Origin of the sequence: Chachezhania sediminis (assembly GCF_009765275.1) — a bacterium.
GTDB lineage: Bacteria > Pseudomonadota > Alphaproteobacteria > Rhodobacterales > Rhodobacteraceae > Chachezhania > Chachezhania sediminis.
Map to the genome: position 1 here is coordinate 65,364 of NZ_VOPH01000009.1, position 23,258 is coordinate 88,621.

At 66.2% G+C, this 23,258-nt stretch carries 18 protein-coding genes; 9 read left to right on the plus strand and 9 right to left on the minus strand.

Annotated features, from left to right (window positions below; translation table 11 throughout):
* The first annotated feature begins 49 nt into the window (after positions 1-49).
* The 5 genes from FQK05_RS20665 to FQK05_RS20685 are packed head-to-tail and all read left to right on the plus strand — an operon-like array spanning position 50 to position 4,582.
* Entirely contained in the window at positions 50-868 is an 819-nt protein-coding gene (locus tag FQK05_RS20665; RefSeq protein WP_158970456.1) for an aspartate dehydrogenase domain-containing protein, read from the plus strand.
* Between the two features lie 3 nt (positions 869-871).
* Positions 872-2,137, plus strand: coding sequence for an aconitase X catalytic domain-containing protein (locus FQK05_RS20670; protein ID WP_158970458.1), 1,266 nt, complete (start codon positions 872-874; stop codon positions 2,135-2,137).
* Complete coding sequence (locus FQK05_RS20675; protein ID WP_158970460.1) at positions 2,130-2,540, plus strand: aconitase X swivel domain-containing protein; 411 nt, start codon at positions 2,130-2,132, stop codon at positions 2,538-2,540. Before FQK05_RS20670 ends, FQK05_RS20675 begins: the two co-directional genes overlap by 8 nt.
* Before the next feature lie 22 nt (positions 2,541-2,562).
* Positions 2,563-3,819 (plus strand): NAD(P)/FAD-dependent oxidoreductase, encoded by a 1,257-nt coding sequence (locus FQK05_RS20680; protein ID WP_158970462.1) that lies wholly within the window; start codon positions 2,563-2,565, stop codon positions 3,817-3,819.
* 1 nt (position 3,820) lies between these two features.
* Positions 3,821-4,582 (plus strand): aspartate/glutamate racemase family protein, encoded by a 762-nt coding sequence (locus tag FQK05_RS20685; protein ID WP_158970464.1) that lies wholly within the window; start codon positions 3,821-3,823, stop codon positions 4,580-4,582.
* Positions 4,583-4,587: 5 nt separating this feature from the next.
* Here FQK05_RS20685 and FQK05_RS20690 read toward each other — a convergent pair whose 3' ends face one another.
* The gene (locus tag FQK05_RS20690) at positions 4,588-5,460 is read right to left on the minus strand and encodes a VOC family protein (protein ID WP_158970466.1); all 873 of its coding nucleotides are present in this window, start codon (positions 5,458-5,460) and stop codon (positions 4,588-4,590) included.
* A 175-nt stretch (positions 5,461-5,635) separates the two neighbouring features.
* On the opposite strand from FQK05_RS20690, the gene FQK05_RS20695 reads away from it, so the two are divergent.
* The 3 genes from FQK05_RS20695 (at position 5,636) to FQK05_RS20705 (ending at position 8,664) form a co-directional block, all read left to right on the plus strand.
* A complete protein-coding gene (locus FQK05_RS20695) occupies positions 5,636-6,619 on the plus strand; it encodes a Bug family tripartite tricarboxylate transporter substrate binding protein (RefSeq protein WP_158970468.1) in 984 nt (327 codons plus the stop codon).
* Positions 6,620-6,718: 99 nt separating this feature from the next.
* Complete coding sequence (locus FQK05_RS20700) at positions 6,719-7,180, plus strand: tripartite tricarboxylate transporter TctB family protein (RefSeq protein ID WP_233270618.1); 462 nt, start codon at positions 6,719-6,721, stop codon at positions 7,178-7,180.
* The gene (locus FQK05_RS20705) at positions 7,180-8,664 is read left to right on the plus strand and encodes a tripartite tricarboxylate transporter permease (protein WP_158970472.1); all 1,485 of its coding nucleotides are present in this window, start codon (positions 7,180-7,182) and stop codon (positions 8,662-8,664) included. Before FQK05_RS20700 ends, FQK05_RS20705 begins: the two co-directional genes overlap by 1 nt.
* A gap of 141 nt (positions 8,665-8,805) precedes the next feature.
* Here FQK05_RS20705 and FQK05_RS20710 read toward each other — a convergent pair whose 3' ends face one another.
* The 6 genes from FQK05_RS20710 to FQK05_RS20735 all read right to left on the minus strand — a co-directional run bounded on the left by FQK05_RS20710 (position 8,806) and on the right by FQK05_RS20735 (position 14,241).
* On the minus strand, positions 8,806-9,324 hold the full coding sequence (locus FQK05_RS20710; protein WP_158970474.1) for an invasion associated locus B family protein: 519 nt from the start codon (positions 9,322-9,324) through the stop codon (positions 8,806-8,808).
* A 185-nt stretch (positions 9,325-9,509) separates the two neighbouring features.
* Positions 9,510-10,700, minus strand: a complete 1,191-nt coding sequence (locus tag FQK05_RS20715; protein ID WP_158970476.1) for an ABC transporter substrate-binding protein — start codon at positions 10,698-10,700, stop codon at positions 9,510-9,512.
* Between the two features lie 26 nt (positions 10,701-10,726).
* The gene (locus tag FQK05_RS20720) at positions 10,727-11,854 is read right to left on the minus strand and encodes a branched-chain amino acid ABC transporter permease (RefSeq protein WP_158970478.1); all 1,128 of its coding nucleotides are present in this window, start codon (positions 11,852-11,854) and stop codon (positions 10,727-10,729) included.
* A 1-nt stretch (position 11,855) separates the two neighbouring features.
* Complete coding sequence (locus FQK05_RS20725) at positions 11,856-12,734, minus strand: branched-chain amino acid ABC transporter permease (RefSeq protein ID WP_158970480.1); 879 nt, start codon at positions 12,732-12,734, stop codon at positions 11,856-11,858.
* Positions 12,735-12,742: 8 nt separating this feature from the next.
* On the minus strand, positions 12,743-13,459 hold the full coding sequence (locus FQK05_RS20730) for an ABC transporter ATP-binding protein (RefSeq protein WP_158970482.1): 717 nt from the start codon (positions 13,457-13,459) through the stop codon (positions 12,743-12,745).
* Entirely contained in the window at positions 13,456-14,241 is a 786-nt protein-coding gene (locus tag FQK05_RS20735) for an ABC transporter ATP-binding protein (protein WP_158970484.1), read from the minus strand. Before FQK05_RS20735 ends, FQK05_RS20730 begins: the two co-directional genes overlap by 4 nt.
* A 548-nt stretch (positions 14,242-14,789) precedes the next feature.
* Here FQK05_RS20735 and FQK05_RS20740 point away from each other — a divergent pair.
* A complete protein-coding gene (locus tag FQK05_RS20740) occupies positions 14,790-15,146 on the plus strand; it encodes a YigZ family protein (protein ID WP_158970486.1) in 357 nt (118 codons plus the stop codon).
* Between the two features lie 78 nt (positions 15,147-15,224).
* On the opposite strand, the gene FQK05_RS20745 is transcribed toward FQK05_RS20740, so the two are convergent.
* Both FQK05_RS20745 and FQK05_RS20750 read right to left on the minus strand, forming a co-directional pair.
* Positions 15,225-15,650: a VOC family protein gene (locus FQK05_RS20745; protein WP_199252728.1), complete on the minus strand. Its 426-nt coding sequence runs from the start codon at positions 15,648-15,650 to the stop codon at positions 15,225-15,227.
* A gap of 346 nt (positions 15,651-15,996) precedes the next feature.
* Complete coding sequence (locus tag FQK05_RS20750; protein ID WP_158970490.1) at positions 15,997-23,061, minus strand: autotransporter outer membrane beta-barrel domain-containing protein; 7,065 nt, start codon at positions 23,059-23,061, stop codon at positions 15,997-15,999.
* Positions 23,062-23,258 lie beyond the last annotated feature (197 nt).

A 23,258-nucleotide genomic window follows, 5' to 3' on the forward strand; every position in this document is an offset into this window, starting at 1 on the left:
ATGGCAGAGTACACTATGTAGTCAAGACAATGATGGGGATGGTCAGGGTATGGCGGGCGTGACGCGGATCGTACTGGGCGGCTTCGGCAACGTGGGGCAGCAGATCGCGGCCCGGGTGGCCTCGGGTCAGGCGGACACGTTGCAGATTGTCGCCATCGCCGCCCGCGACACCGCGCGCGCGGCCCAGAACGCCGCGAAATTCGGGCTGGACGTGCCGATCATTTCGGCGGTCGATGCGCCGCTATACGATGCCATCCTTGTCGAATGCGCGACCTATGACGGATTTCGCGACGTGGTCGAACCCACCTTGCGCGCCGGCGGCCATGTCCTCGCGGTCAGCGTAGGCGCGCTGGCGGTGAACCTGGACCTGATCGACATCGCCGCGGAAACTGGCGCGACGTTGCAGATCGCGGGCGGCACGCTCCCGGGACTGGATATCATCCGGGCCGCGGCCGAGGACGAGATAGCGTCGGTCACGCTGACCTCGCATATCAACCCGGCGTCCTTCGCGCACGAAAGCTATATCCACGACAACGGGATCGATCTTGCCCCGGCCGCCAAAGGCCCCGTGCCGGTCTTCGAAGGGTCGGCACGCGAGGCGGCAGGCCATTTCCCTCGCCATTTCAACGTTGCCGTGACGCTGGGGCTGGTGGGGATCGGGCTGGACCGGACGCAGGTCCGGATCATGGCCGACGGGACCCTGCCGGGCGCGCGCCACACGATCCGGGTCGAGGCCAGCTCCGTGTCGCTGGAAATGACCTCGCAGAACTACCCCTCGCCCCAGAACAACCGCACCAGCATGGTGGTGGCCCTGTCGATCCTGGCGGCGCTCAGGCGCGAGACGGCGACACTGAAGATCGGCAGCTGATCCATGCACCTGTCGGACCGCGATCTTGCCCTGCTGGACGGTGCCGAAGGCGCCGCCGCGCGGGCCGCGATGGCCGCGCTGGTGCAGTTGGGCGAGGCCTATGACGCCCCGGACATGGTCGATATCGGCTATGCCCATGTCCATGCGGGCATGGCGCTTTACAAGGGCGACGTCGAACTGATCGAGGCTGTGGCGGGGCAGGGGGCGAAGATGGCCGTGCCGGTGTCGACCAATATCGCCAATGCCGACATGGGCAACTGGCAGTCGACCGGCGCGCCGGATGCGCTGGGGCAGCTTCAGAAACGGGCCGAGGTCGCGCATCGTCTGATGGGCAGTGCCACGTCCTTCACCTGCACGCCCTATTGGGCGGGGCACTGGCCGACCTGGAACATGCACATCGCCTCGATCGAAAGCGGGGTGACGGTGTTCGCCAATTCCGTCCTGGGCGCGAAGTCGAACCGGGACGGGTTCTTTGCCGTCTATGCCGGGATGACCGGCCGCTATCCGCGCTTCGGCCTGCATCTGGATCGCAACCGCCAGCCCACGCATCGGGTGACGGTCACGGCCGACCCGCTTGGCACGGCCGACTTCACCGCTCTGGGCTATGTCATCGGGACGGCCGTCGGCAGCGGTATTCCCCTGATCCGCGGGCTGCGCACCCGGCCTTCGCTGGATGAGCTCGACGCGATGGGCGTGGGCATGGCGACCTCGGGCGGGGTGGCGATGTTCATCTTGCCGGGTGTCACGCCGCCATATGCAGAGGACTTCGATGTCCCGGGTCTGGACGGGGCCCAGGTGTCCGAGGCCGATATCGCGGGCGTCTTCGATGCCTTCTGCACCGGGGTCGAGACGGGGTTCGATCTGGTCCACCTTGGCTGCCCCCATGCGTCCTTCGAGGAGATGAAGCATTACGCCGCGCTTTTGGACGGCCGTCAGGTCGCGCCGGGGGTGGAGCTTTGGGTGACCACCAGCCGCGCGGTAAAGCAGTTGGCGCAGGACGCGGGGCTGCTGGCGCCGATGCTGAAGGCGGGGGCCAAGGTGGTGTCGGATACCTGCCCGATCTCGTGTCATTTCGCGTGCAGTTGCTCGCCCGATCCTGCGCTGGGGGTCCAGCCACCCAAGCTGCGGACTATTGTCGTCGACAGTGCCAAGCAGGCCCATTACGTGCGCGACATGATCCAGTGCCCGACGCTGTTCACCACCAGCGAACTGGCGGTGGAAACCGCCGTGTCGGGCCGGTTCCATCCGCGGGCGCGGCGCAATGGCTGACGGCATCTGGCAGGCGCGTGGCGTGGTGAAGGGGCGGGCACAGGGGAAGGCGCTGGTTTCGCAGACGGCGTTGTCCTTCCTGGGCGATCTGGACATCCGGTCGGGCAAGGTGGTGGGCCGGTCCAGCGACCTGCTGGGCACCTGCGTCGCCGGCCGGGTGCTGGTGCTGCCCGCCAGCCGGGGATCGGCAGGCGCGTGGCGGTTCCTGTATCAGTTGAAGGTCCATGGCACCCATCCCGCCGCGCTGATCCTGCGGGACCTGCCCGACCCGTCTGTCACCCAGGGCGCGATCCTGGCGGAGGTGCCCATTGTGGTCGACCCCGAAGCAGCGTTCTGGACCGATCTGAGGGACGGCGACATGGTGCAGGTGAACGGGGACAGTGGATGCATCGCCCGGTGCTGAACGTAACGGCAGGAGAGGCCCAATGAAGGCAGACGTCACCGTCATCGGGGCGGGGATCATCGGTGTGCAATCGGCGGTGCAACTGGCCGAACGCGGGCTGAAAGTGGTGGTGGTCGATCCCGGTCCGGCCGGCGGTCAGCAGGCCGCAAGCTTTGGCAATGCCGCGTGGCTGTCGTCGCATTCGGTGACGCCGCCGGCGACGCCCGGGGTCTGGAAGCAGGTGCCGAAATGGCTGCGCGACCCGCTGGGCCCGCTGGCCGTCCGTCCGGCCTATCTGCCGAAGGTCCTGCCCTGGTTGCTGCGTTACCTTGCCGCCGGGTCGACCGAGGCGAAGCTGCGCCGGACCGCGGCCGAGCTGCGTACCCTTCTGATCGACGCTCCGCGCCTGCACGCGGACGTGGCCGCGCGGGCCGGTGTGCCCGACCTGATCGATGCGAACAGCGGGCTGATGCAGGCCTATCGCACCCGCGCCGCCTATGAGGCCGACGCGATGGGCTGGCGGATCCGCCGCGACCTTGGGATCGAGTGCCAGGAGATCGAGGCGGAGGAGCTGGCCCGGCGTCAGCCGGACCTGTCGCGGGATTACGGTTTCGCGGTCTTCACCCCGGAAGCTGGCCAGTGCCGCGATCCCGGTGCCTATTGTGCGGCGCTGCTGGACTATGCGGTGACGCTGGGCGCGCGCCACATCGCGGCGCGCGCGACCGGGTTCCGGGCGGAAGGCGGCAAGCTGGCGGCCGTCGTGACCACCCAAGGCGAAATCGAATGCACCGCCGCGGTCATCGCCAGCGGTGCGCGGTCGGCGGATCTGGCCAGGCTTGCGGGCGACAAGGTGCCGCTGGAAAGCGAACGCGGCTATCACGTGACGGTCGAGGGCGGGTCGAACCTGCCGGGGCCCACGACGTCGGTGATGATCGCCGATCGCAAGGTGGTGATCACGCGGCTGGCCACGGGTGTGCGCTGCGCGGGCCAGGTTGAAATCGCGGGCGTCGATGCCGAACCCGACTGGCGCCGGGCCGAGATCATGCGCACCCATCTGGCCGGGGCCTTCCCCGGGCTGGACGTCACCGACGCACAGGTCTGGATGGGCCACCGGCCCAGTACGCCCGATGGCAAGCCGGTGATCGCCAAGGCCCGCGGCGTCAAGGGTGTTGTCCATTGCTTCGGCCATGGCCACGTGGGCCTTGTCGGGTCCGCCCGCAGCGGGCGGCTGGTGGCGCAACTGGTCACGGGCGAGGCGCCGGAGATCGACCTGACCCCCTTTGCCGCGACACGGTTCTGACATGACCGATCCCGTCCGCCCCTTTGGCGCCCCGGGCGAAAACGTCGCCCGCGGTGGCAAGGCGCTTTACGGCGCGCCGCTGGGGATCCTGATGCTGGAGGCGCGTTTTGCCCGGATCCATGGCGAGATGGGTCATGCAGGGACATGGCCCTTTCCGGTGATCTACCGCATCGTCCGCGGCGCCAGCCCGGACCGTGTCGTCTGCGACGGCGCGCGGGGACTCTTGGGCGATTTCATCGATGCGGCCCGCGACCTGGTCGACCTGGGAGCCGAGGCGATCACCACCAATTGCGGCTTCCTGTCGATCTACCAGCGGGAACTGGCGGCGGCGGTGGGCGTACCGGTGGCCACGTCGTCGATGATGCAGGTGCCCTGGGTGCAGGCGACGCTGCCGCCGGGCAAGCGGCCCGGGATCGTGACGATCAATGCCGCCGGGCTGACGCCCGCGCATCTGGACGGGATTGGCGTGCCGCTGGACACGCCCGTCACCGGGACCGAGGGCGGGACGGAGTTCTTCCGCACCATCATCAAGGCGGAAAAGGACGATCTGGACCTGGCGCTGGCCTGCGCCGACGTTGTCGCCGCGGCAAGGGCGCTGGTGGCCGCGCACCCCGACGTGGGTGCCATCGTGCTGGAATGCACGAACATGTCGCCCTACAGCGCTGCGGTGCAGGCGGCGACGGGGCTGCCGGTCTACGACATCTATTCCATGGTCACCTGGTTTCATGCGGGGCTGCGGCCCCGGCGCTTCGCGCCTGCGTGAGCGGCTCAGGCCGCATGGAACAGCCAGACACCGGATCCCAGCGCCGGATCGAAGGGCAGGACCAGCGACCCCTCCACCCATCGCGCGGCAGGATCGGCGGGCAGGGCAGCAAGATCCGCAATCCCGATCCGCAGGCCCACGAAGCAGGGCCGGCCGGGGTCGACGGCATGGCCCACGAGGTCGGTCGCGACGCCTTCCGGCAGGAACTCCAGCGTGCCGCGGTCCAGTACGATGTGCAGGCCCGGGCCATGGTCCTGCACAGGGCGGCCCAGGAATCGGGAAAACCGCGCCGCACTTTCCGCCGGATCGGGCGCGGACAGCACAATGGCGTTCAGCGACTGCGCCCCGTTGGCATGCGTGGTCCAGCGCGGCTGCCACAGGGCGGGCACGTTGTGGTGGGTCAGGCTTTGCACCCTGCCTTCGGGCATGATGCCGGCGGCCAGTCGGGCGACGGTGAAGGCTGCCGTCTCGACCCCGCTGTCGGTTTCCACATCGCGCGAGAAATGGACCAGCGGGCGCATGTCTAGGCCCGCCGTCACCAGTTGGGCATGACGCGCCGCGGTATCGTGCAGGCCGAAGGCCGCAAGGTGCAGGCCCGCGCGCCGGTCGAGGGCGGCCTTGAATTCGCGCCCGATCGGGGTATCGGCAGTGTGAACCAGCACTTCCAGATAGCCGGCGGGCAGCATGACGCAAATATTGCCGGTGCCGGTCAGCTTCATCTCGCCCGTATCCGTATCCGGCTGCACCTGTGCCGACAGCGGCGTTACGGTGAACCCCAGCCGGTCCAGCGCCGCGCGCGCGGCGTCGGCGTCGGCCACGAAATGTCCGGAATGGTCCAGGACGACCTGGTTCGGGCCGGGCTGGTTGGGTCGGTTCATCGGGATCTCCGGTCGTCGAATGGCGGCCATATTGCGCTGCGGCAAAAACCGTTGCAATGCACTCTCACCTGTATATTGTTATGTATACAAGATGAATCCTGCCGCGGCAGGCAGGTCACGACATGGCGGACCCGCAGGTTTCGGGCGCCGCAACACGCAACAGAGAGGTCTAGACATGACTTTCGCTAAGGGTCTTCGCACCGCCTTGACTGGTGTCGCGGTTCTTGTCGCCGGCACGATTGCCGCCAATGCCCAGGATTTCCCGACCAAGGACATTACCCACATCATGCCGTGGAGCGCGGGCGGCGGCACCGACACAGTGATGCGGACCTTCCTGCAATATGCCGAGGAACCGCTGGGCGTTGGCATCCGTACCCAGAACGTGACCGGCGCACAGTCGGGCGTGGGCACGCTGCGCCTGATGAAGTCGCGCCCCGATGGCTACACCATCGGTTCGCTGACCTGGGACAGCATGATCACGGTTCCCTACAAGAACCTGGTGCCGGGCTACGACACCGACTCGCTCAGCTACCTCGCCAACGTGACGCTGTACCCGACCGTGCTGGCGGTGAATGCCGACACCGGCTGGGAAACGCTGGACGACTTCATCGCGGCCGCAAAAGAAAACCCGGGCGAGGTCACGGTGTCGGATTCCGGCATCGGCGGCATCTGGCACCTGCACGCGCTGGACATGGCCGACCAGCTGGGCGTGACGCTGAACCACGTGCCTTTCCCGAACGGGTCGGCGGAACAGCGCGAGGCGCTGATCTCGGGCGAGAACGACGCCGCCAGCCTGAGCTACGCGACCGTCGCATCCGCTGCCGAAGCAGGGCAGGTCAAGGTCCTGGCCGTGATGGGGTCGGAACGCGATCCCAGCCTGCCGGACGTGCCGACCTTCACCGAACTGGGCTATGATGTGATCTGGGGCGGCATGCGCGTCCTGGCCGTGCCGGCCGATACACCGGACGACGTCAAGGCTACTCTGGTCGCCGGCCTGAAGGCCGCCTTCGACAACCCCGAGTTCCAGGAAAAAGCCGCCGCAACAGGCATGAACGCCTACTGGATGGATGGCGAGGAAACCGAAGCCTATGTCGCACGCACCCAGACCCGCGCCCTGGCGCTTCTGGACCGTCTGAAGGCGGAAGGCGTGCTGGAATAATCCGGCCTGTCGGATAAGCTTGGACCCTGCAACCCGGCCGTGCCCGACGGCCGGGTTCACCATTGAACGAACGACGGACAAGAGGCGCTTCCATTGTCGATGACTCGCCAGGCGCTGTTTGCGCTTCTGATCCTTGCGCTGGACATGGCCTATCTTCAGCAGGCCCTGCTGCTGCCGCTGCCCTTCGCCAGGGGCGAACCGGGTCCGTCGCTGATGCCCCTGGTCCTGGTCGCCACCCTTGGCATCGGCGCCCTGGGCGTACTGGTGCAGGAACTGCGCGGGACCGCCCATCATGAAGAGGACGAGGACGCCAATTTTGGCCTGCGCACCATCGCGCTGATCGTGCTGACCGGCGGCTTCGCCTGGGCGTTCGAGCCGCTGGGCTATCTCTATGCCACGCTGGGCTATGCCTTCGGCGTGGCCTGGCTGTTCGAGCAGGAGCGGCTGGGCCCCCTGAAGGCGATCCTGACCTCTGCCGTGATCTCGGCCGGGATCACCGGGACCGGCTGGCTGTTCTTCGTCACGCTCTTCGATCTGTTCCTGCCGTCGGGGTATTACTGATGTTTGCCGACCTGATGGGCGGGTTCGCGGCTCTCGCCAACCCGGAAACCTTTCTCTACCTCGTCGGCGGCTTCCTGATGGGGCTGGTCTTCGGCGCCATCCCGGGCCTGACCGCGACGCTGGCCATCGCGCTGCTTCTGCCCTTCACCTTTGCGATGGAACTGACCAACGCGCTGGTCATGGTCATGGCGATCTTCATGTCGGGCATCTATGCCGGATCCGTCACCGGCATCACGGTGAACATTCCCGGCGCGGCATCCGGTGCGATCACGACGATGGAAGGCTACGCGCTGATGAAGCGCGGGCACGGGGCCAAGGCGCTCAGCCTCGATGCGCTGGCTTCCTCCATCGGGGGGGTGCTGGGGGCCGCGGTCCTGATGTTCGTGGCCGCCCCCATGAGCGAATTCGCCCTGATGTTCCGTACGCCCGACAAGTTCGCGCTGGTCTTCATGGCGGTCGTCACGGTGGTCATCGTGGCCAAGGGATCGATCTGGAAAAGCCTGGTCACCGTGTCTATGGGCCTGATGATCTCGACCGTGGGCTTCGACAACATGGTCGCGCAGGGCCGGTTCGATTTCGGCAGCGCCAACCTGATCGAAGGCGTGCAGCTTCTGCCTGCCGTCATCGGGCTTTTCGCGATCTGCGAACTGTTCCTGCAGGGCGGGGCCAAGGCCCGTCCCATCGCCGACATGCCCGCCTTCAACGTGCGGCATCGCGATTTCTGGCCCGACTGGAAGGACGTGCGGGACATCGGTTTCTGGACCTATGTCAAAAGTTCGGTCATCGGGGTGCTGATCGGGATGCTGCCGGGCGGCGGCGCCTCGATGGCGTCCTTCGTGGCCTATGCGGAAGCCAAGCGTGTCTCGAAGAAGCCCGAGGAATACGGCAACGGATCCCACGAAGGGCTGGCCGCGGCGGAAACCGCCAACAACGCCATGTGCGGGGGCGCGGTGGTGCCGCTGCTGACATTGGGCATCCCGGGCGATTCCGTCACCGCTATCATCTTCGGCGTGCTGCTGATCCACGGGCTGGTCCCCGGTCCGGGCCTGCTGACGAATGAAATGGCGACGATCGCGCCCATGTTCGCGGCCCTGATGGTCGCCGCCGTCTTCGTCTTCCTGTCGGTGCTGGTCTTCGGGCCCTACTACATCTGGCTGGCGCGGATGAACCGGGGCGTGCTTTACGCCTTCATCGGCATGATCGCGATGGTGGGCACCTATGCCTCGACCTATTCGGTGTTCCAGATGTGGATGGCGCTGGCCATCGGCGTCTTCGCCTGGCTCTTGCGGCTGATGGCCTATCCGCTGGTGCCCATGCTGATGGGGATCATCCTGGGGCCCTATCTTGAACTTTACATGCGCCGGACGCTGATCACCTCGAACGGCGATGTGCTGGCCTTCGTGACCAACCCGATCAGCATCGGGCTCTATCTGATGACGGCGCTGTTCATTTACTTCCTGCGGATCAAGGCGCCCAAGGTCTGACCGGCCGCGCCTTTCCACCGTGGTGGGAAGGGGGAGAACCGGCGGGTGGAGCAGGGTTCGTCCCGTCATGCAAAAAGGCGTGCCGCCCGCCTGTCCGGCGGGGCAGATGACGTTGCGCGCCGTCCGGACAGTCAGCCGCGATCAGTCGGCGACAAGGGCACTCAGACGGTCATAGGCCCCGGCGAAGCCGGCCAGGCCAAGCTCGACATTGAAGGGCGTGCTGCCTTCGACGGCGACCAGGCGGATCGTCAGCGTCTCGCCCTCGCGGAAGGCACCAAGGAAGGCCGCGTCAGGTTCGGCATTGAACAGGCATCCGGCCGGCAGGCAGGTCCGGACGGACAGTGTCTGCAGTGGTGTACCGTCGATGACAAGGCCCGCGCCTTCGGCGAGAAGCAGACCGAAGGGTGCGATCAGGACCATCCGAGGCTGGTCGCCGAGGATACCCACCTCAAGCTGCACCAGCCGGTTGCCGTTGTCGTCGCGAACCTGCTGGGCCATCCAGCATTGCTGGGCCGTTTCGGTCGTTTCGCATTGCACCGTCCACTGGCCATAGGTCTCCGAGCGGGAGTCCGGCTCCTGCGCCTGGGCGCGGCCGGGCAGGGCCAGCGCGGTTGCCAGAATCATGGCCGAAAGGGAAGCGGTCGGAAAAAGCTGGGGCACGGCGGCGTCCTTGGTCTGAGGAAGGACCGGAATGTCCTTTGAGCCCGCACTATTGTGGGCAATGGCGTGCCTTGCAAGGCCATCGGATAGCCAGGGACATTGCAGAGGTCCGGGGCTGAAAGGGCGGCGGGGAACGCAAAACGGCCGCCCGGCAGGGGCGGCCGCATGCCGGGCTCAATGCCGGCTTATTCGCTTTCGGCCGAGATGATGTCGCCGAAGCGTTCCCAGCCTTCGCCGGTGAAGCGCATCAGCTGCTCGGCCTCGATCGGGTAGTAGTCGGTCGGCGACGTGTCGATCAGGATGCCCGGCAGCAGCAGCGGCACCCGCAGTTCGTGGATCGACGCTGCCTTTTCCATGATGTTGTCGCGGCTGTAATCGCCCTCGGCGCGCTTCAGCACGTCCAGCATCGTCTGGCACGACGCCCATCCCAGCACGGTGAAGCTCGAGGTCTTGTCGCCATCGGGATAGTACTTGTCCATGAAGGCAAGCCAGTCCTTGAACTCCGGATGGTCCTGCCATTCCGGATCGGTCGGGTCCATCAGGTAGCCGGACGAGATGATGTCCTGGCTGGCCTCCAGCCCGGCCGGCTTCAGGACCGCGCCGACGGAGTTCGAGACCGAGTTCAGGAAGTGCAGCGGCTTCCAGCCGATCTCGTCCGCTTTGCGGATCGCCTGGGCGGCGAATTTTGGCGTGGCAATGTTGAAGAACGTGTCGGCGCCCGAGGACTTGAACGAGATGATGGCGCTGTCGACAGTCGGGTCGGCCACTTCATAGGGCGTTTCGGCCACGATCATCTCGTCCGCCTTGTCGCCCAGGCCCTTCTTGAACCCGTTCAGGTAGTCCTTGCCGTAGTCGTCGTTCTGGTAAAGGATCGCGACCTTGGCGTCCGGCTTGTTGGCGATCAGGTACTTGCCATAGATCTCGCCCTCGGTCGGATAGGGGGGCTGCCAGCCCATGGTCCAGGGGAAGTTTTCGGGATCGCCCCATTTCGACGCGCCGGTTGCAAGGAACAGGTGCGGCACCTTCTTGGCGTTCATGTACTTGTGGATCGCCGAATTGGTCGGCGTGCCCAGTTGCTGGAAGGTCAGCACGACCTCGTCGCGTTCCACCAGCTTGCGGGTCTGTTCCACCGTCTTGGGCGGCGAGTAACCGTCATCCAGCGGAATGAACTCGATCGTGTCCTCGCCCAGGATCTTGTTGTCGTTGGCCCAGTTGAAACAGGCCGCGCTGGTCTGCCCGATCTGCCCATAGGCCGAGGCGGGGCCGGAATAGGCGTTGGTGCTGCCGATCTTGACCGTGGTCCCGGCGGCCGCGGCCGTGGTCGAGATGGCGAGAACCGCACAGGCTGCCATCAGCTTGGTACGCATCAGTTCCATAGTTTCCTCCCTTTGGTTCTTATTGTTCAGGATGTCAGCCGCTTCACCCGGCTGACGATGGCGCGGATCAAACCGCCCGCACCCGAAGGGGCCACGTAGATGAAAAGCACGAGGATCACGCCGTAAATGACCCCGGACAGGCGTATGAACTGCTGTTGCAACGCATTGCCGGACGGCAGGAGGTCGGCGAAGCCGAAGAGACCCGCAAACCACAGGACGACGTTGTCGAAGATCTCGGCGATATTAGGCAGGTACAACATCGCCAGCCCGCCGATCAGGCAGCCCTGCAGCCAGCCCACCCCGCCGATCACCATGCCGACCAGGATCAGGATGGCGAAGAAGAAGGTGAAGCTGTCGGGCGCCACGAACTTGATGACGATGGCATTCAGTGCGCCCGCGATCCCCGTCACCAGCGCGCTGACGCCGAAGGCCGTGGCCTTGTAGTAGGGCAGGCTGATCCCCATCGACCGCGCCGCAATCGGGTTGTCGCGGATCGCCATCATCGCCCGGCCGGTGCGGCTTTTGACCAGCGCCATCGCCAGTACGTAGACCACCGCGAAGACGAACAGCGTGAGGTAGAAGGTCCAGACACCGGGATCCATGTCCAGCCCGAAGGGTACGGGCACGTCGAAGGTGTCCTGGAACATCACGATGCCCTGCACGCCGCCGGTCCACTGTTCGATCGCATGCAGCTTCAAAAGCTGCGGCGTGGCCACCGCCAGCGCGAAAGTGGCCAGCGCCAGGTAAAGCCCTTCAAGCCGCAGCGCCGGGAAAGCGAAGAGGAAGCCGAAGCCGAAGGCCACGATGCCCGCAATCGGGATCGTCAGCATGTAGTTCACGCCGCCCAGTTCCACCAGGATTGCGCAGGTATAGGCGCCGATGGCATAGAAGGCGGAATGTCCAAGGGAAAACTGGCCGTTGATGCCGGTTAGAAGGTTCAGCCCCAGAACCGCGATTGCATAGACCAGCATCTGCGTCATCTGGAAGACGAAGAACCCCTTGGAATAGATCGGGATCGAGATCAGCAGCGCCAGCACCAGAAGGGTGACGATATTGCCCCCCGACAACAGCCTTCGTCGCGGCGCATCGGCCGGGCGGTAGGCCGGGGCGGTCAGACCGGGATTCCGGTGATCGGTATGCGCGATATCCGTCATGTCAGACCCTCTGCACGATTTTGCGGCCAAAGAGCCCTTCGGGTTTCATCACCAGCACGACGATGATCAGCGCCAGGGCGATCGACAGCTTCAGTTCGGCCCCGACATCGCCCAGATAGGTTCCGGCCAGGTTCTCGATGATGCCGACCAGAAAGCCGCCGACAACAGCACCCAGGGGGTTGGTCAGCCCGCCCAGGACGGCGCCGGCAAATCCGTAAAGCAGGATCGACAGCATCATGTTGGGTTCCAGGAACACGACCGGAGCGATCAGGATGCCCGCCACCGCGCCGATGGCCGACGCCATGCCCCAGCCAAGCGCGGTCATCGTTTCGACCCGGATGCCCACCAGCCGCGCACTTTCGGGATTGGCTGCCGCCGCACGCATGGCCAGGCCCACGCGGGTGAACTGGAAGAAGGCCCAGAGCATGGCCAGCATCACCAGCGTGACCGCGATCATGCCGGCCTGGTGCTTGCCCAGAAGGGTCGACCCCATGAAGGGACCTTCGCCGAAGGGGCTGGCCACCGACTTGATGGTGAAGTCCCAGATGAATCCTGCCAGCGAATTGAAGATCGAAAACAGCGCAATGAAGATCACGATATGGGACAGGACCGGCGCGTTCTGGATCGGCTTGAAGACGATCCGTTCGATCGCGAAGCCGCCGAAGAACGACAGGATCACCGCCAGCGGCAGCGCCAGCCCCCAGGGCAGGCCCCAGGCCATCAGTTGCCAGGCGATGTAGGTCGAAAACATCGCCATCTCGCCCTGGGCGAAATTCAGGTGGTGGATCGCCTGGTAGATCATCACCACCGCCAGCGCCATGCAGGCATAGATCGCACCGGTGGAAATCCCCGAGACGACCTGTTGAAGAAACAGTTCCATGGTCCCTCTCAGTATCCAAGGTACGAAGCGCGGACGCTTTCGTCTTCGCGCACGGCGGCGGACGATCCCGACATCACGATGCTGCCGGTTTCGATCAGGTAGGCGTGGTCGGCCAGTTCCAAGGCCAGCGAGGCGTTCTGTTCCACCACCAGCATCGACGTCCCCGTCTCCTTGGTGAGGTCGGCCAGGATATCGAAGATCTGCCGCGTGATCAGGGGCGCCAGGCCGAAGGACGGTTCGTCCAGCAGCATCAGCTTGGGCCGCAGCATCAGGGCGCGGGCGATGGCCAGCATCTGCTGTTCCCCGCCCGACAGCGTGCCAGCCTGCTGGTTCCGGCGTTCCTTCAGGCGCGGGAAGAACTCAAAACACTTCTGGATGTCGGCCTCGATCTCGGCCTTGTTGTTCGGCCGGGCCATCGCACCCAGGTGCAGGTTCTCCTCGGTGGTCAGCGTGGTGAATGTGCCGCGCCCGTCAGGGACATGAGCCACGCCCAGCCGCACGATGTCCTCGGTCGCCCTGCGCGAGATGTCCTGACCGTCCAGCACGATCCTGCCCGACCGGCGGACCATGCCGCAGATCGCCCGCAGCGTGGTGGTCTTGCCCGCGCCGTTGGCCCCGAGCAGGGTGGTGACGCCGCCCTGTTCGACCTCGAAACTCATGTCCCGCAGCACCTGAAGCTCGCCGTACGAGGCTGTCAGGTTCTCGACCTTCAGAAGCGCGCTCAATGTCCGTCCCCCAGATAGGCCGCGACGACGTCGGGGTTCTTCTGAACCTCCTCCGGCGTGCCCTCGGCGATCTTCCTGCCGAAGTTCAGGACGACGACCCGGTCCGACACGGACATCACCAGCGACATGTGATGTTCGACCAGAAGGACCGTCACGCCGCGTTCGTCGCGGATGCGGCGGATGATCGTCTCCAGTTCCTGCACCTCGTCGTGGTTCAGGCCGCAGGCGGGCTCGTCCAGCAACAGAAGCTTGGGATCGCTGGCCAGGGCGCGGGCCAGTTCGACGCGTTTCTGGGTCCCGAAGGGCAGGCCGCCCACCGGCAGCTCGGCCACGTCGCCCAGGTCCAGCCAACCCAGAAGGTCGGCCGTCACCGCGTCGATCTTCTGTTCCTCGCGCCGGACCCAGGGCAGGCGCAGCGCATCCGACAAGGGGTCGGACCGGCTGTCGGAATGCGCGCCGATCCGGACATTGTCCCGCACCGAAAGATTGGCAAAACAGGCGACATTCTGGAAGGTTCGCCCAATTCCAAGGCCCGCGATCTTGTTTGCGGGAAGGCCCAGGATGGAATTCCCCAAAAAGGCGATATCGCCGTCGGTCGGGGTGTAAAGCCGGCTGAGGCAATTGAACAGCGTGGTCTTTCCCGCGCCGTTCGGGCCGATCAGACCCAGGATCTCGCCTTCGCGGATGTCGAATTCGACTGCGTCCAGGGCGACGATGCCGCCGAACTGGACAGTGATGTCCTGTATCGAAATGACCGGAGTGGGACCGTCAGTGATCAGCATCCCTCTGACGGCCCTGTCGCCAGACAGGGCTCGAACGCCTTGAAATCACACGCCAAAAATGGCGGCTCCCGGCTGGCTTCCATCATTTCCTCCCTGCGGGCCGTTTTGCGGCCCAATCTTTTTTGTCCGGCGATGTTGGTCCCGCCGGGTGGTTCTGGACGAACCTCCGCAATGCCCTCCCAAGCGTCACGGAGACGCGTTCTTTGCGAACGCGGTAATTAATTTGTGCAGCAGTTTATTCCTGCCTTATGGAACGATTCTGTCGCATAGCGAAAACTGTGAGTCAACTTTTGTGGTCAAAGACTTAAAAATTGAATTATGCCGCAATGCGGCGTGTGGGGAAGGTTGAAAGAATTCTGTTTTTTGCCGAAATTCTGCGTTGCGATGCAGCATTGGGTAAATCAAAGGAATTGCCCCATATAGCCGATTGCGGCGAATCAAACCTGCGTCTCGGCACTGGACGAGGGGGGCGCGCTGGCTCGAAACCGGATCACCGCGCTTGTGCGACGACGGATGCGTCCCCGGGCGAAATGGATTAAGGCAGCACCATGCGAGTGCTGGAAAGCGTCATCAAGGACCGGGGGTCGCGCTATGCGGTTTCGGGCGGGCCCTGTAAAACCGAGGAGGAGGCCAAGGCCTTCGTCAAGGAACTGTGCCGCCGGAAGAAATTCGCCAAGGCGACCCACAACAGCTGGGCGCTTCTGGGCCGCGACGCGCCGCTGAAGAACGACGACGGCGAATCCGGCGCCGGCATGGTCATCCTGCGGATGCTGGAACGCGAAGGCCTGCGGGACCACCTGATCGTGGTGACCCGCTGGTACGGCGGCAAGCATCTGGGTGGGGACCGGTTCCGCCACGTGCAGGATGCGGTGCGGATCTATCTGGACGATCTGCGCGGGGCGTGACCCGCCAGGATGTTCGGACGGGTAGTCGGCCCGCGACCCTGCCTGTGGCCGCGGGCAGGGACGGAAGCAGGCCCTCGGTCAGGTGGCAAAGAGGCTCGACATGTCCGCGAAGGCCTTGATCTCCAGCGCGTTGCCGGACGGATCGCGGAAGAACATCGTCGCCTGCTCGCCCGGCTGACCGGCAAAGCGGATGCCGGGCGGGATCTGGAATTCGACCCCGGCAGCGGTCAGGCGCTCGGCCAGGGTCTTCCAGGTCTCCATCTCCATCACCAGGCCGAAATGGGGGACCGGCACACCGTGGCCGTCGACCTTGGTATTGGCCCTGTCGCCGGCCTGACCGGGGGCCAGGTGCGCGACGATCTGGTGGCCGAAGAAGTCGAAGTCGATCCACTGGTCCGAGCTGCGCCCCTCGGCACAGCCAAGGAATTCGCCGTAGAAGCGGCGCGCATCGTCCAGGTCGTCGACCGGAAAGGCCAGGTGAAAGGGGGTAAGCTTGGTGCTCATCGGCATGTCCTTCGCGGGTTCGTGGAACGTCGCCCCCCGTGCGGGCGGGGCCGGCTGTGGCGACATATAGCGCGTCGGACGGGATCGCGTCTTGTCGAAAGGGCGGCTGTCCCGGCGGGTGGGTTCGCGCCGATCTGGTCGGTGGTCCCGGTGTGCTTCCGCGGGGTCGGGGATGGCGACCGCATCGAATGCGGCGGACATGACGCGGTCGTGGGCGACAGGCCGAAGCTGCCGGGACCGCACGGGACGGACGGGCCGGTCCGCACCCGGTGGAAGCGTGTGCCCCAATTGAAAAGGGCGACCCGTTTGCGCGGATCGCCCTTTCCATTTCGCGGTCAGGTCCCGGTCAGAACCGGTACTCCAGCCGCAGCGAGCCGCCGACAAGGTGGCTGCTTTTGGTCAGGCCGGCCTCGGCCTTGATCGACAGCGACAGCCGGTCGGTCATGTCGATGTCGAAACCCGCGGCAAGGTTCCCGTTATAGCGTTCGCCCGCCAGGCTGGAGCGCAGGGGTTCAAGCCCGGTATCGGCGCCGACCAGCGTCGAGGTCATCGAGAAGTCGGGATCCGTCAGCGACATCGCCACGCCGGCCTGCAGATAGCCAAGCGCCGCCTTGCCGTTGATCCTAGTGGCCCGCCCGAATTCGACCGCAGGCGTGAAGGTAACTGCGGTCTGCGACACGCCGTCGACCTTCCAGTTCAGCGATCCCGGCCCGGATTCGGTGAAACTGTCCTGCCAGACCCGGGTCACGGTCAGTGCGGCAGCGGGCTTCAGGTAGAAGCCGCCGCCCTGCTGGTACACGCCCGTGGCGCGCAGTTCCCAGGACAGGAACTGACCGTCGATGTTCGAGGCCGCGTTGTAGGGCGTGCCCGTCACGGTATAACCGCGGTTGTAGTCGAAACCGTAGGCGCCGCCGGCAATCGCCGTCGACAGGGTATAGCGGCCGATTTCCTTCTTCAGGGCGGCCCCCAGCGCATAACGGTTGCCGTCCTGGGTGAAGTTGTCGCCGTTCACGGTCACGGTTTCATAGGTGCCACCCAGTTCCAGGAACAGGTCGCCGCCGATTTCGCGCTGGACCGCGCCGGCAAAGCCGCGGGCGTTCTCGTCATAGGACGGCGTGCCGTCGGTCTGATCCTGGGTCAGGTCGCTGCCGATCGCCTCGAACCAGGCGCAGTCGCGCTGGTGCAGGAAGTCGACGCCCGATTCCGGGTCCAGCCGCGGGCAGCTGTTCAGGTTGCCGTGCAACCGCAGTGCCGACCGGACCGCGGTCGAGGTGCCGATCAGGCTTTCCTCTGGCACATGTTCCAGATAGCGGCGTTCCAGTTCGGCGGCCGAGCCCACGTTCAGGTAGTCGCCGCCCAGTTCCTGCAGGCGCCCCGACGTGGATGGATCGGCCGTGGCGCTGGTACCGCTGGCCAGAAGCGCCGTCGAGAAATATGCGCCATAGTCCTGCGCATTGTCGTTCAGCGTGGCCCCCGTGGACGCCCCCGAATAGTCGATCGAGTAGCTGAGCGAGAGCTTGCCGTTGGCGTTGTCGGCCGCGACCGTGTAGCTGGCGGCCGGCGAGCTGGCGACCTTGGCGCCGGTGGCGTCGAAGTTCTGGGCCGTCGTGCTTTCGACCAGGGTCACCGTGCCCGACATCAGCGACGATTCCGTCGGTGCGGTTTCCCAGATCGGGTTGATGACCGGCGACACCGTGACCGTCGGCGTGGTGCCTTCCGTGGCTTCGATCTTGATCATGTCGTGCACGATCTCGGCCGGGGTGCTGCCCGAGGCCGCGTTTTGCGTCAGGTCGAAGTTGTAGGTCCCGGCTTCGGAGTAACCGCCGCCCAGGTAGAAGGTCGCGACCCCGATGTTCTTGTCCCCGATGGGCGAGATGACGCCGCCCGCGTCACCGGTATAGTAGCCTTGGCTGCCCAGGTTGACCGTGTTGCCGGCATCGAACGTGGCGCCGGAATAGTTATGGAACTCGTGCCGGACCGACGATGTATAGGTCTGGTATCCGCCGGTCAGAACGACCGAGCCATAGATCGTTCCGCCGGAAATGTTGTGGACCCGCAGCGATGCGGTGCCGTCGGTTTCGATGGCCGGGCGGCTGCCCCAGTGGGCATTGAGATAGCCGGCGTTCTGCAGCAGGTTCGACGCATAGATCGACCCGTCGCTGTTGAATTTCTGGCTCCCGCTCAGGAAGGATACCGTCGCATAGGCGTTCTGGCTGCTGCTCCGGACGGTGGCGCCGGAGTCGATGAAGACATGCGAGGTGCCGGCGCACATGGCGCTGTCCTGGGCACAGGTGCCGGAATTGCCGATGTCGAAGTTCTGGCCGTCCGCCTGGACCATGATGGCCCGGGCCTGGTCGCCGTTGGCGATGACGTTGCCGGATACCGTCACGCGCACCCCGCCAGAGCTGCTGGACGCGAACCCGCCCGAGGCACTTTGCGCGAAGATGCCGTGCGCCCCGGTGCCCGACACGGTGATGTCGCCGTCGATGTCGAGGTCGATGAAACCGCTGTCGCCCTGGTTGCCGTTGCTGCCGATGACGTCGCTGGCATTGTCGTTCGACAGGTTGCCCGCGGCACCGCCGCCGCCGCCGGCGGACTGGACCCAGATGCCGTGTGCGTTTTCGCCCGTGGTGGTGATGGACGACCCAGACCCCATGCTGAGCGTGATGGTCCCGCCATTGCCGCCGTCGCCGCCATCGTCGTCGTCGAAGGCCTGCGATCCGACGGTCTGGATCAGGTCGGTGATTTCGTGGACGATGCTGCCCTCGATGTCGCCGGCGGTGCCGCCGCCGCCACCCAGCGCCTGTGCATAGATCCCCAGGCCACCGTCGCCGGAGGTCGAGATCGAGCCGTTGTTGGTAATCGAGATATTGCCGCTGTCGCCGCCGCCCTTGGCCGACCCGGCGACCGAGACCGAGGTCAGAAGCCCCTGCGAGCCGTCGCCGCCGGTGCCGCCGCCGCCGCCCGTCGACTGGGCGAAGATGCCGGTGCCGCTGGCACCCGAGGTGCTGATCGACCCGTCATTGACCATGGTCACGTCGCCGCCGGGGCTGGCATCGCCCGCAGTCCCGCCGATGTCGACCGAGAAGCTGGTCAGCAGGCTCTTGATGTCTTCCTTGGCCTTCTTGATCTGCTCGTACTGTTCCTTGATCGAATTGACGTCCTCGTAGGCGTCGTAGATGTCGGCGACCCAGCCTTCGGCATCCGGTTCCCCGTTGCCGCCATTGCCGCCATCGCCGCCGATGGACTGGCCGAACATGCCATAGGACGCGACGCCCTGGGTCGTGATGCTGCCGCCGGATTCGTTCGTCACGGACACCTTGCCGCCCGTGCCGCTGCCGCCGCCGCTGCCGCCGATGGTGAAGCTGTAGTTGAATTCCATCGGTTCGGAACCCTCGGATTCCGACTTGTAGCCGATGGTGAAGGCACCGGCATTGCCACCGTCGCCGCCATTGCCACCGATGGAATAGGCATAGATGCCATAGGACGTGTCCTGCGCGGTGCTGAGCGCGCCATAGTTCGTCCCCGTCACGTCGCCGCCGGTATTGCCGGACCCGCCCGACCCGCCGACATGGACCCCGGCCGAGAACGAGGCCTTGCTGTTCTTGGTCGAGCCGAAATCGGCCAGGTAGGACACGCCGGACCCGCCGGACCCGCCGCTGCCGCCGACCGAGCTCATGTAGATCGCGTGGGCGTTGCCGCCGGTGGTGGTGATGTTGCCCCAGTTGTTGACCGTGATGTCATCGGCCGTGCCGCCGGTGGCGCCGTCGCCGCCGACATTGATCTGGGCGCTGACATCGGTGCCGGTGGACACGGTGAAGGACCCGGAAAAGCTGGACCCGCCGTCGCCGCCGTTGCCGCCCACGGTGTGGGTCTGGATGCCGTTGGCATAGTGGCCCGAGGTGGTGATCGTGGCGTGGTTCTCCACGTCGACCGTGCCGCTTTGCCCGCCGTCACCGCCGGACCCGCCGATGGAGAGTTCGAAATTGCCGGAGCCTTCCTGCGAGAAGTTGGCTGCGGCCGCGAAGGTCATGCCGCCGGACCCGCCGTGACCGCCGACAGAGGCGGCGATGATGCCGAAGGACTTGTAACCCGAGGTGTTGATGATGCCGCTGTCGGTGTGGACGACCACGTCGCCGCTGGTGCCGCCCGCGCCGCCGCCACCGCCGACCGACATGTCGATGCCGCCCGAAATCGGCCCCGCATCGGCTGAACCCGTGCCGGCCAGGCCGCCGGTGCCGCCATTGCCGCCGACCGACACTGCCGCGATGCCGGCCGCCAGGTCGCCGGTGGTGGTGATGTTGTTGGAGCTGGTGACGCTGACCTCTTCGGCGGTGCCGCCATCGCCTCCGCCGCCGCCCATCGCCATCTGCGTCGACACGACCCCGCCGGAAAAGTCTCCCGAAAGGCCGCCATGGCCTCCGCCGCCGCCGACCGACACCGCCGCGATGCCGATGCCCAGGTTGCCCGAGGTACTGATGACGCCCGAGTTGTCGACGGTCACGGTGCCGGAATTGCCGCCATCGCCGCCGCCGCCGCCGGTGTTCACCGAGATGTCGAAGGCCGAGAGCGAGCCGTCCACCGCGGTCGTCGCGACGCCGCCGCCGCCACCGACCGACACCGCCAGAAGGCCGGCGCTGATCTGGCCCGTGGTATCTATGTCGCCGCTGTTGGTCAGGGACACGTTCCCGCCCGTGCCGCCGTCACCGCCGCTTGCGCCGGTGCTCATGTCCAGGCTGCCCAGCGACAGCGAGCTGGACACGACGGTGCCCGAGGTGCCGCCGCCGCCGCCGACGGACAGGGCTGTGATGCCGCCGGATCCGCTGCCGGCGGTCTGGATCTTGCCGGTGCTGTCGACAGTGACATCGCCGCCATTGCCGCCGTCGCCGCCCGACGCACCCTGGGCCACGCCCACCGACAGCAGGGACAGGTTCGACCCGATCGTGCCGTTGAAGACGTTGCTGGAATGACCACCACTGCCGCCGACCGATGCCGCGATGATGCCGCCGGACAGGTGGCCCTGGGTGGTGATCGCGGCCGAGCTGTCGAAATCGACCGTGCCGCCGTCACCGCCCGTGCCGCCATCGGCGCCGGTGCTGTTGGTCAGGTTCACGCCGACCGTGACGGTGGTCTGGCTGCCGGCGGCACCGCCGCCGCCGCCGACCGACAGGACCAGCGCCCCGGCCGACATGTCGCCCTGGGTGCCGATGGTCCCGGCCAGCGTGCTGTCGGTGATGTCGCCTCCATTGCCGGCATCGCCACCGGTGCTGCCGTTGGTCACTTGGATCTTCTGGTCCGGGTCGACGTTGACGGCGTCGATCTGCACGACCGACCCGCTCTTGCCGCCGCTGCCGCCCACGGAGACGGCCGCAAAGCCTTCCGAAAGGATGCCCTGGGTCTGGATCGAATCTTCGTCCGCCATGGTAAACGACACGTCGCCGCCATCGCCGCCGGACGCGCCCTGCGCCCCGGTCTGCCAGCCACCGAACAGGCTGAGCGAGAAGGTCGAGCTGGCCTTGCCGCCGCCACGGCCAGCGGACAGGACGACGACGCCTTCCGACATGGTCCCCGCGGTGCTGACGGTCGTGCCGGTCGTGGTGTTGGTCGACGTGTCGGTCAGCGCCTTCGAGGTATAGCTGGCCGTGCCGCCGCTGCCGCCATCGCCGCCGGAGGCGCCGAATGTCTCCAGCCCGTGGGTGGAGTGCGAGTTGCCACCGCCCCCCCCGACCGAGGCCACGACGATTGCTGCCGCTTCATCGCCGGTGGTTTTCACGGTGGACCCGCTGGAGGTCATGGTCGCCGTGGCGCCATCGCCGCCCGGGCCGGCGCTGCTGCCGGAACTGACGATGCCGGTCGCTCCGCCCGAGTTGCCGCCGCCGCCGCCGACGCTGAGGACGGTGACACCGTCGCCGTACATGCCGCCGGTGGTGACGGTCGTCTGGCTCAGCGCTAGCGAGGCGTCGCCACCATTGCCGCCGCCGCCGCCATAGCCGCCGATGGCGTCGATGCCGCTGGCCGACCCGCCGGTGCCGCCACCGCCGCCGGCCGACAACGCGATCACGCCGATGGCGGACTGGCCGGTCGTGGTGACCGTGCTGCCGGACAGGCCGACGGTCACCGTGTTGCCGGCGCCGCCCGACCCGCCGCTGGACCCGTAAGAGACGATGCCGCTGGCATTCGTGCCGTCACTGCCCTTGCCGCCGACGCTGTGCGCCATGATGCCGAAGGCGGAATTGCCGCTCGTCGACAGGGTGCCGCCCTGCAGGGTGATGTCGATCGTGCCGGCCTCGCCCGGATCGCCGGACTTGGCCGGGTCGGTATGGTGGAAGACGCCGGAGGAATCCCCCTGAGACCCTTCCGTCCCGCCCGAGGTCTGGGCGAAAATGGCGGCATTGTCGTCGCCGGTCGTCGTGATCGACCCGCCCCAGTCCAGGGTCACGTCGCCGCCATTGCCGCCGCTGCCGCCGCCGCCCGGATGCGACCCGCCCGAGGTTTCGGCCTTGCCGCCGTTGCCGGCATTGCCGCCCTGCGATGCCATCAGGATGCCGGGACCGGCATTCGTCGTGACGTCGTTGCGGCTGGTCACTGCGGTCATCTTCACGTCGCCGCCATCGCCGCCGTTCCCGCCGGTGCCACCATAGGCCGGAGGCGCCCCGTTCGACCGGCCTTCGCCGCCGTCGCCGCCATCGCCGGCGGTGGACAGGATCGAGATCGCGGCATGGTCCTGAAGCGGGGTGATGACCCCGTCGAAATAGGCGTCCTCGCTCAGCGTGACGGTGATGTCGCCGCCCTTGCCGCCTGTGCCGCCGTCGCCGCCATGGCCCTGGTGGATGCCCGAGGTGGAGTGTCCTTCCTGCCCCGCGCCGCCCGCACCGCCGGTATAGTTCAGGTCCAGCAGGGGATATTGCTCGGCCTGGATCAGCCCGCCCTTGCCGTCGACTTCCTCGCCCGAAAAGGTGACGGTCAGCGATCCGCCGCTGCCGCCGTCACCGCCATCCTTGCCGTTGGCAGTGCCATAGTGTTCGTTCTCGGACCCGGTGTAGTCGGTTCCGTCCGGTCCCGACACCGTCGACAGGATCCCCCCGGAATTGCTGTCCAGGCTGTGGCCGTTGTCCAGGTCGACGGAAATCGTCCGGTCCGCGGTAATGCCCGACTGGCCCAGCTCGATAAAGGCATCGTGCCCTTCGGCATCGACCATCCCGTCGGTCAGCGACTCGATGGTGATCGAGACGACATCGGGGTCGAAATTGTTGTATATGGCCGGCCCCACGTCGCCGGTACAGGTGATCGACTGCGGGTCGTTCCCGTCCGAGCTGCAGCCGGCATAGGCCGGCGCGATCGCAGTGGTCGATAGCAGAACTGCCACGAGAGAGACGTGCCCGGCATGGGCGAGAGTGAGATCCTTGGGCACGGGTAGTCCGATCTTTGGTCGTGAATGAAGTCCTGGAAACAGACGAAAATGAAGTCCTGGAAACAGACGAAAACAGGCAAAGCTTAACAAACCAGTCACAGTTCTTTAGTGAGGCCGCCGCCGGGTCCGGACGGGCCTGTGCCTTACGGGTTTTCACACAAGGCTCTGGCTTGCTCGGAACAGGATGACGACGCCGG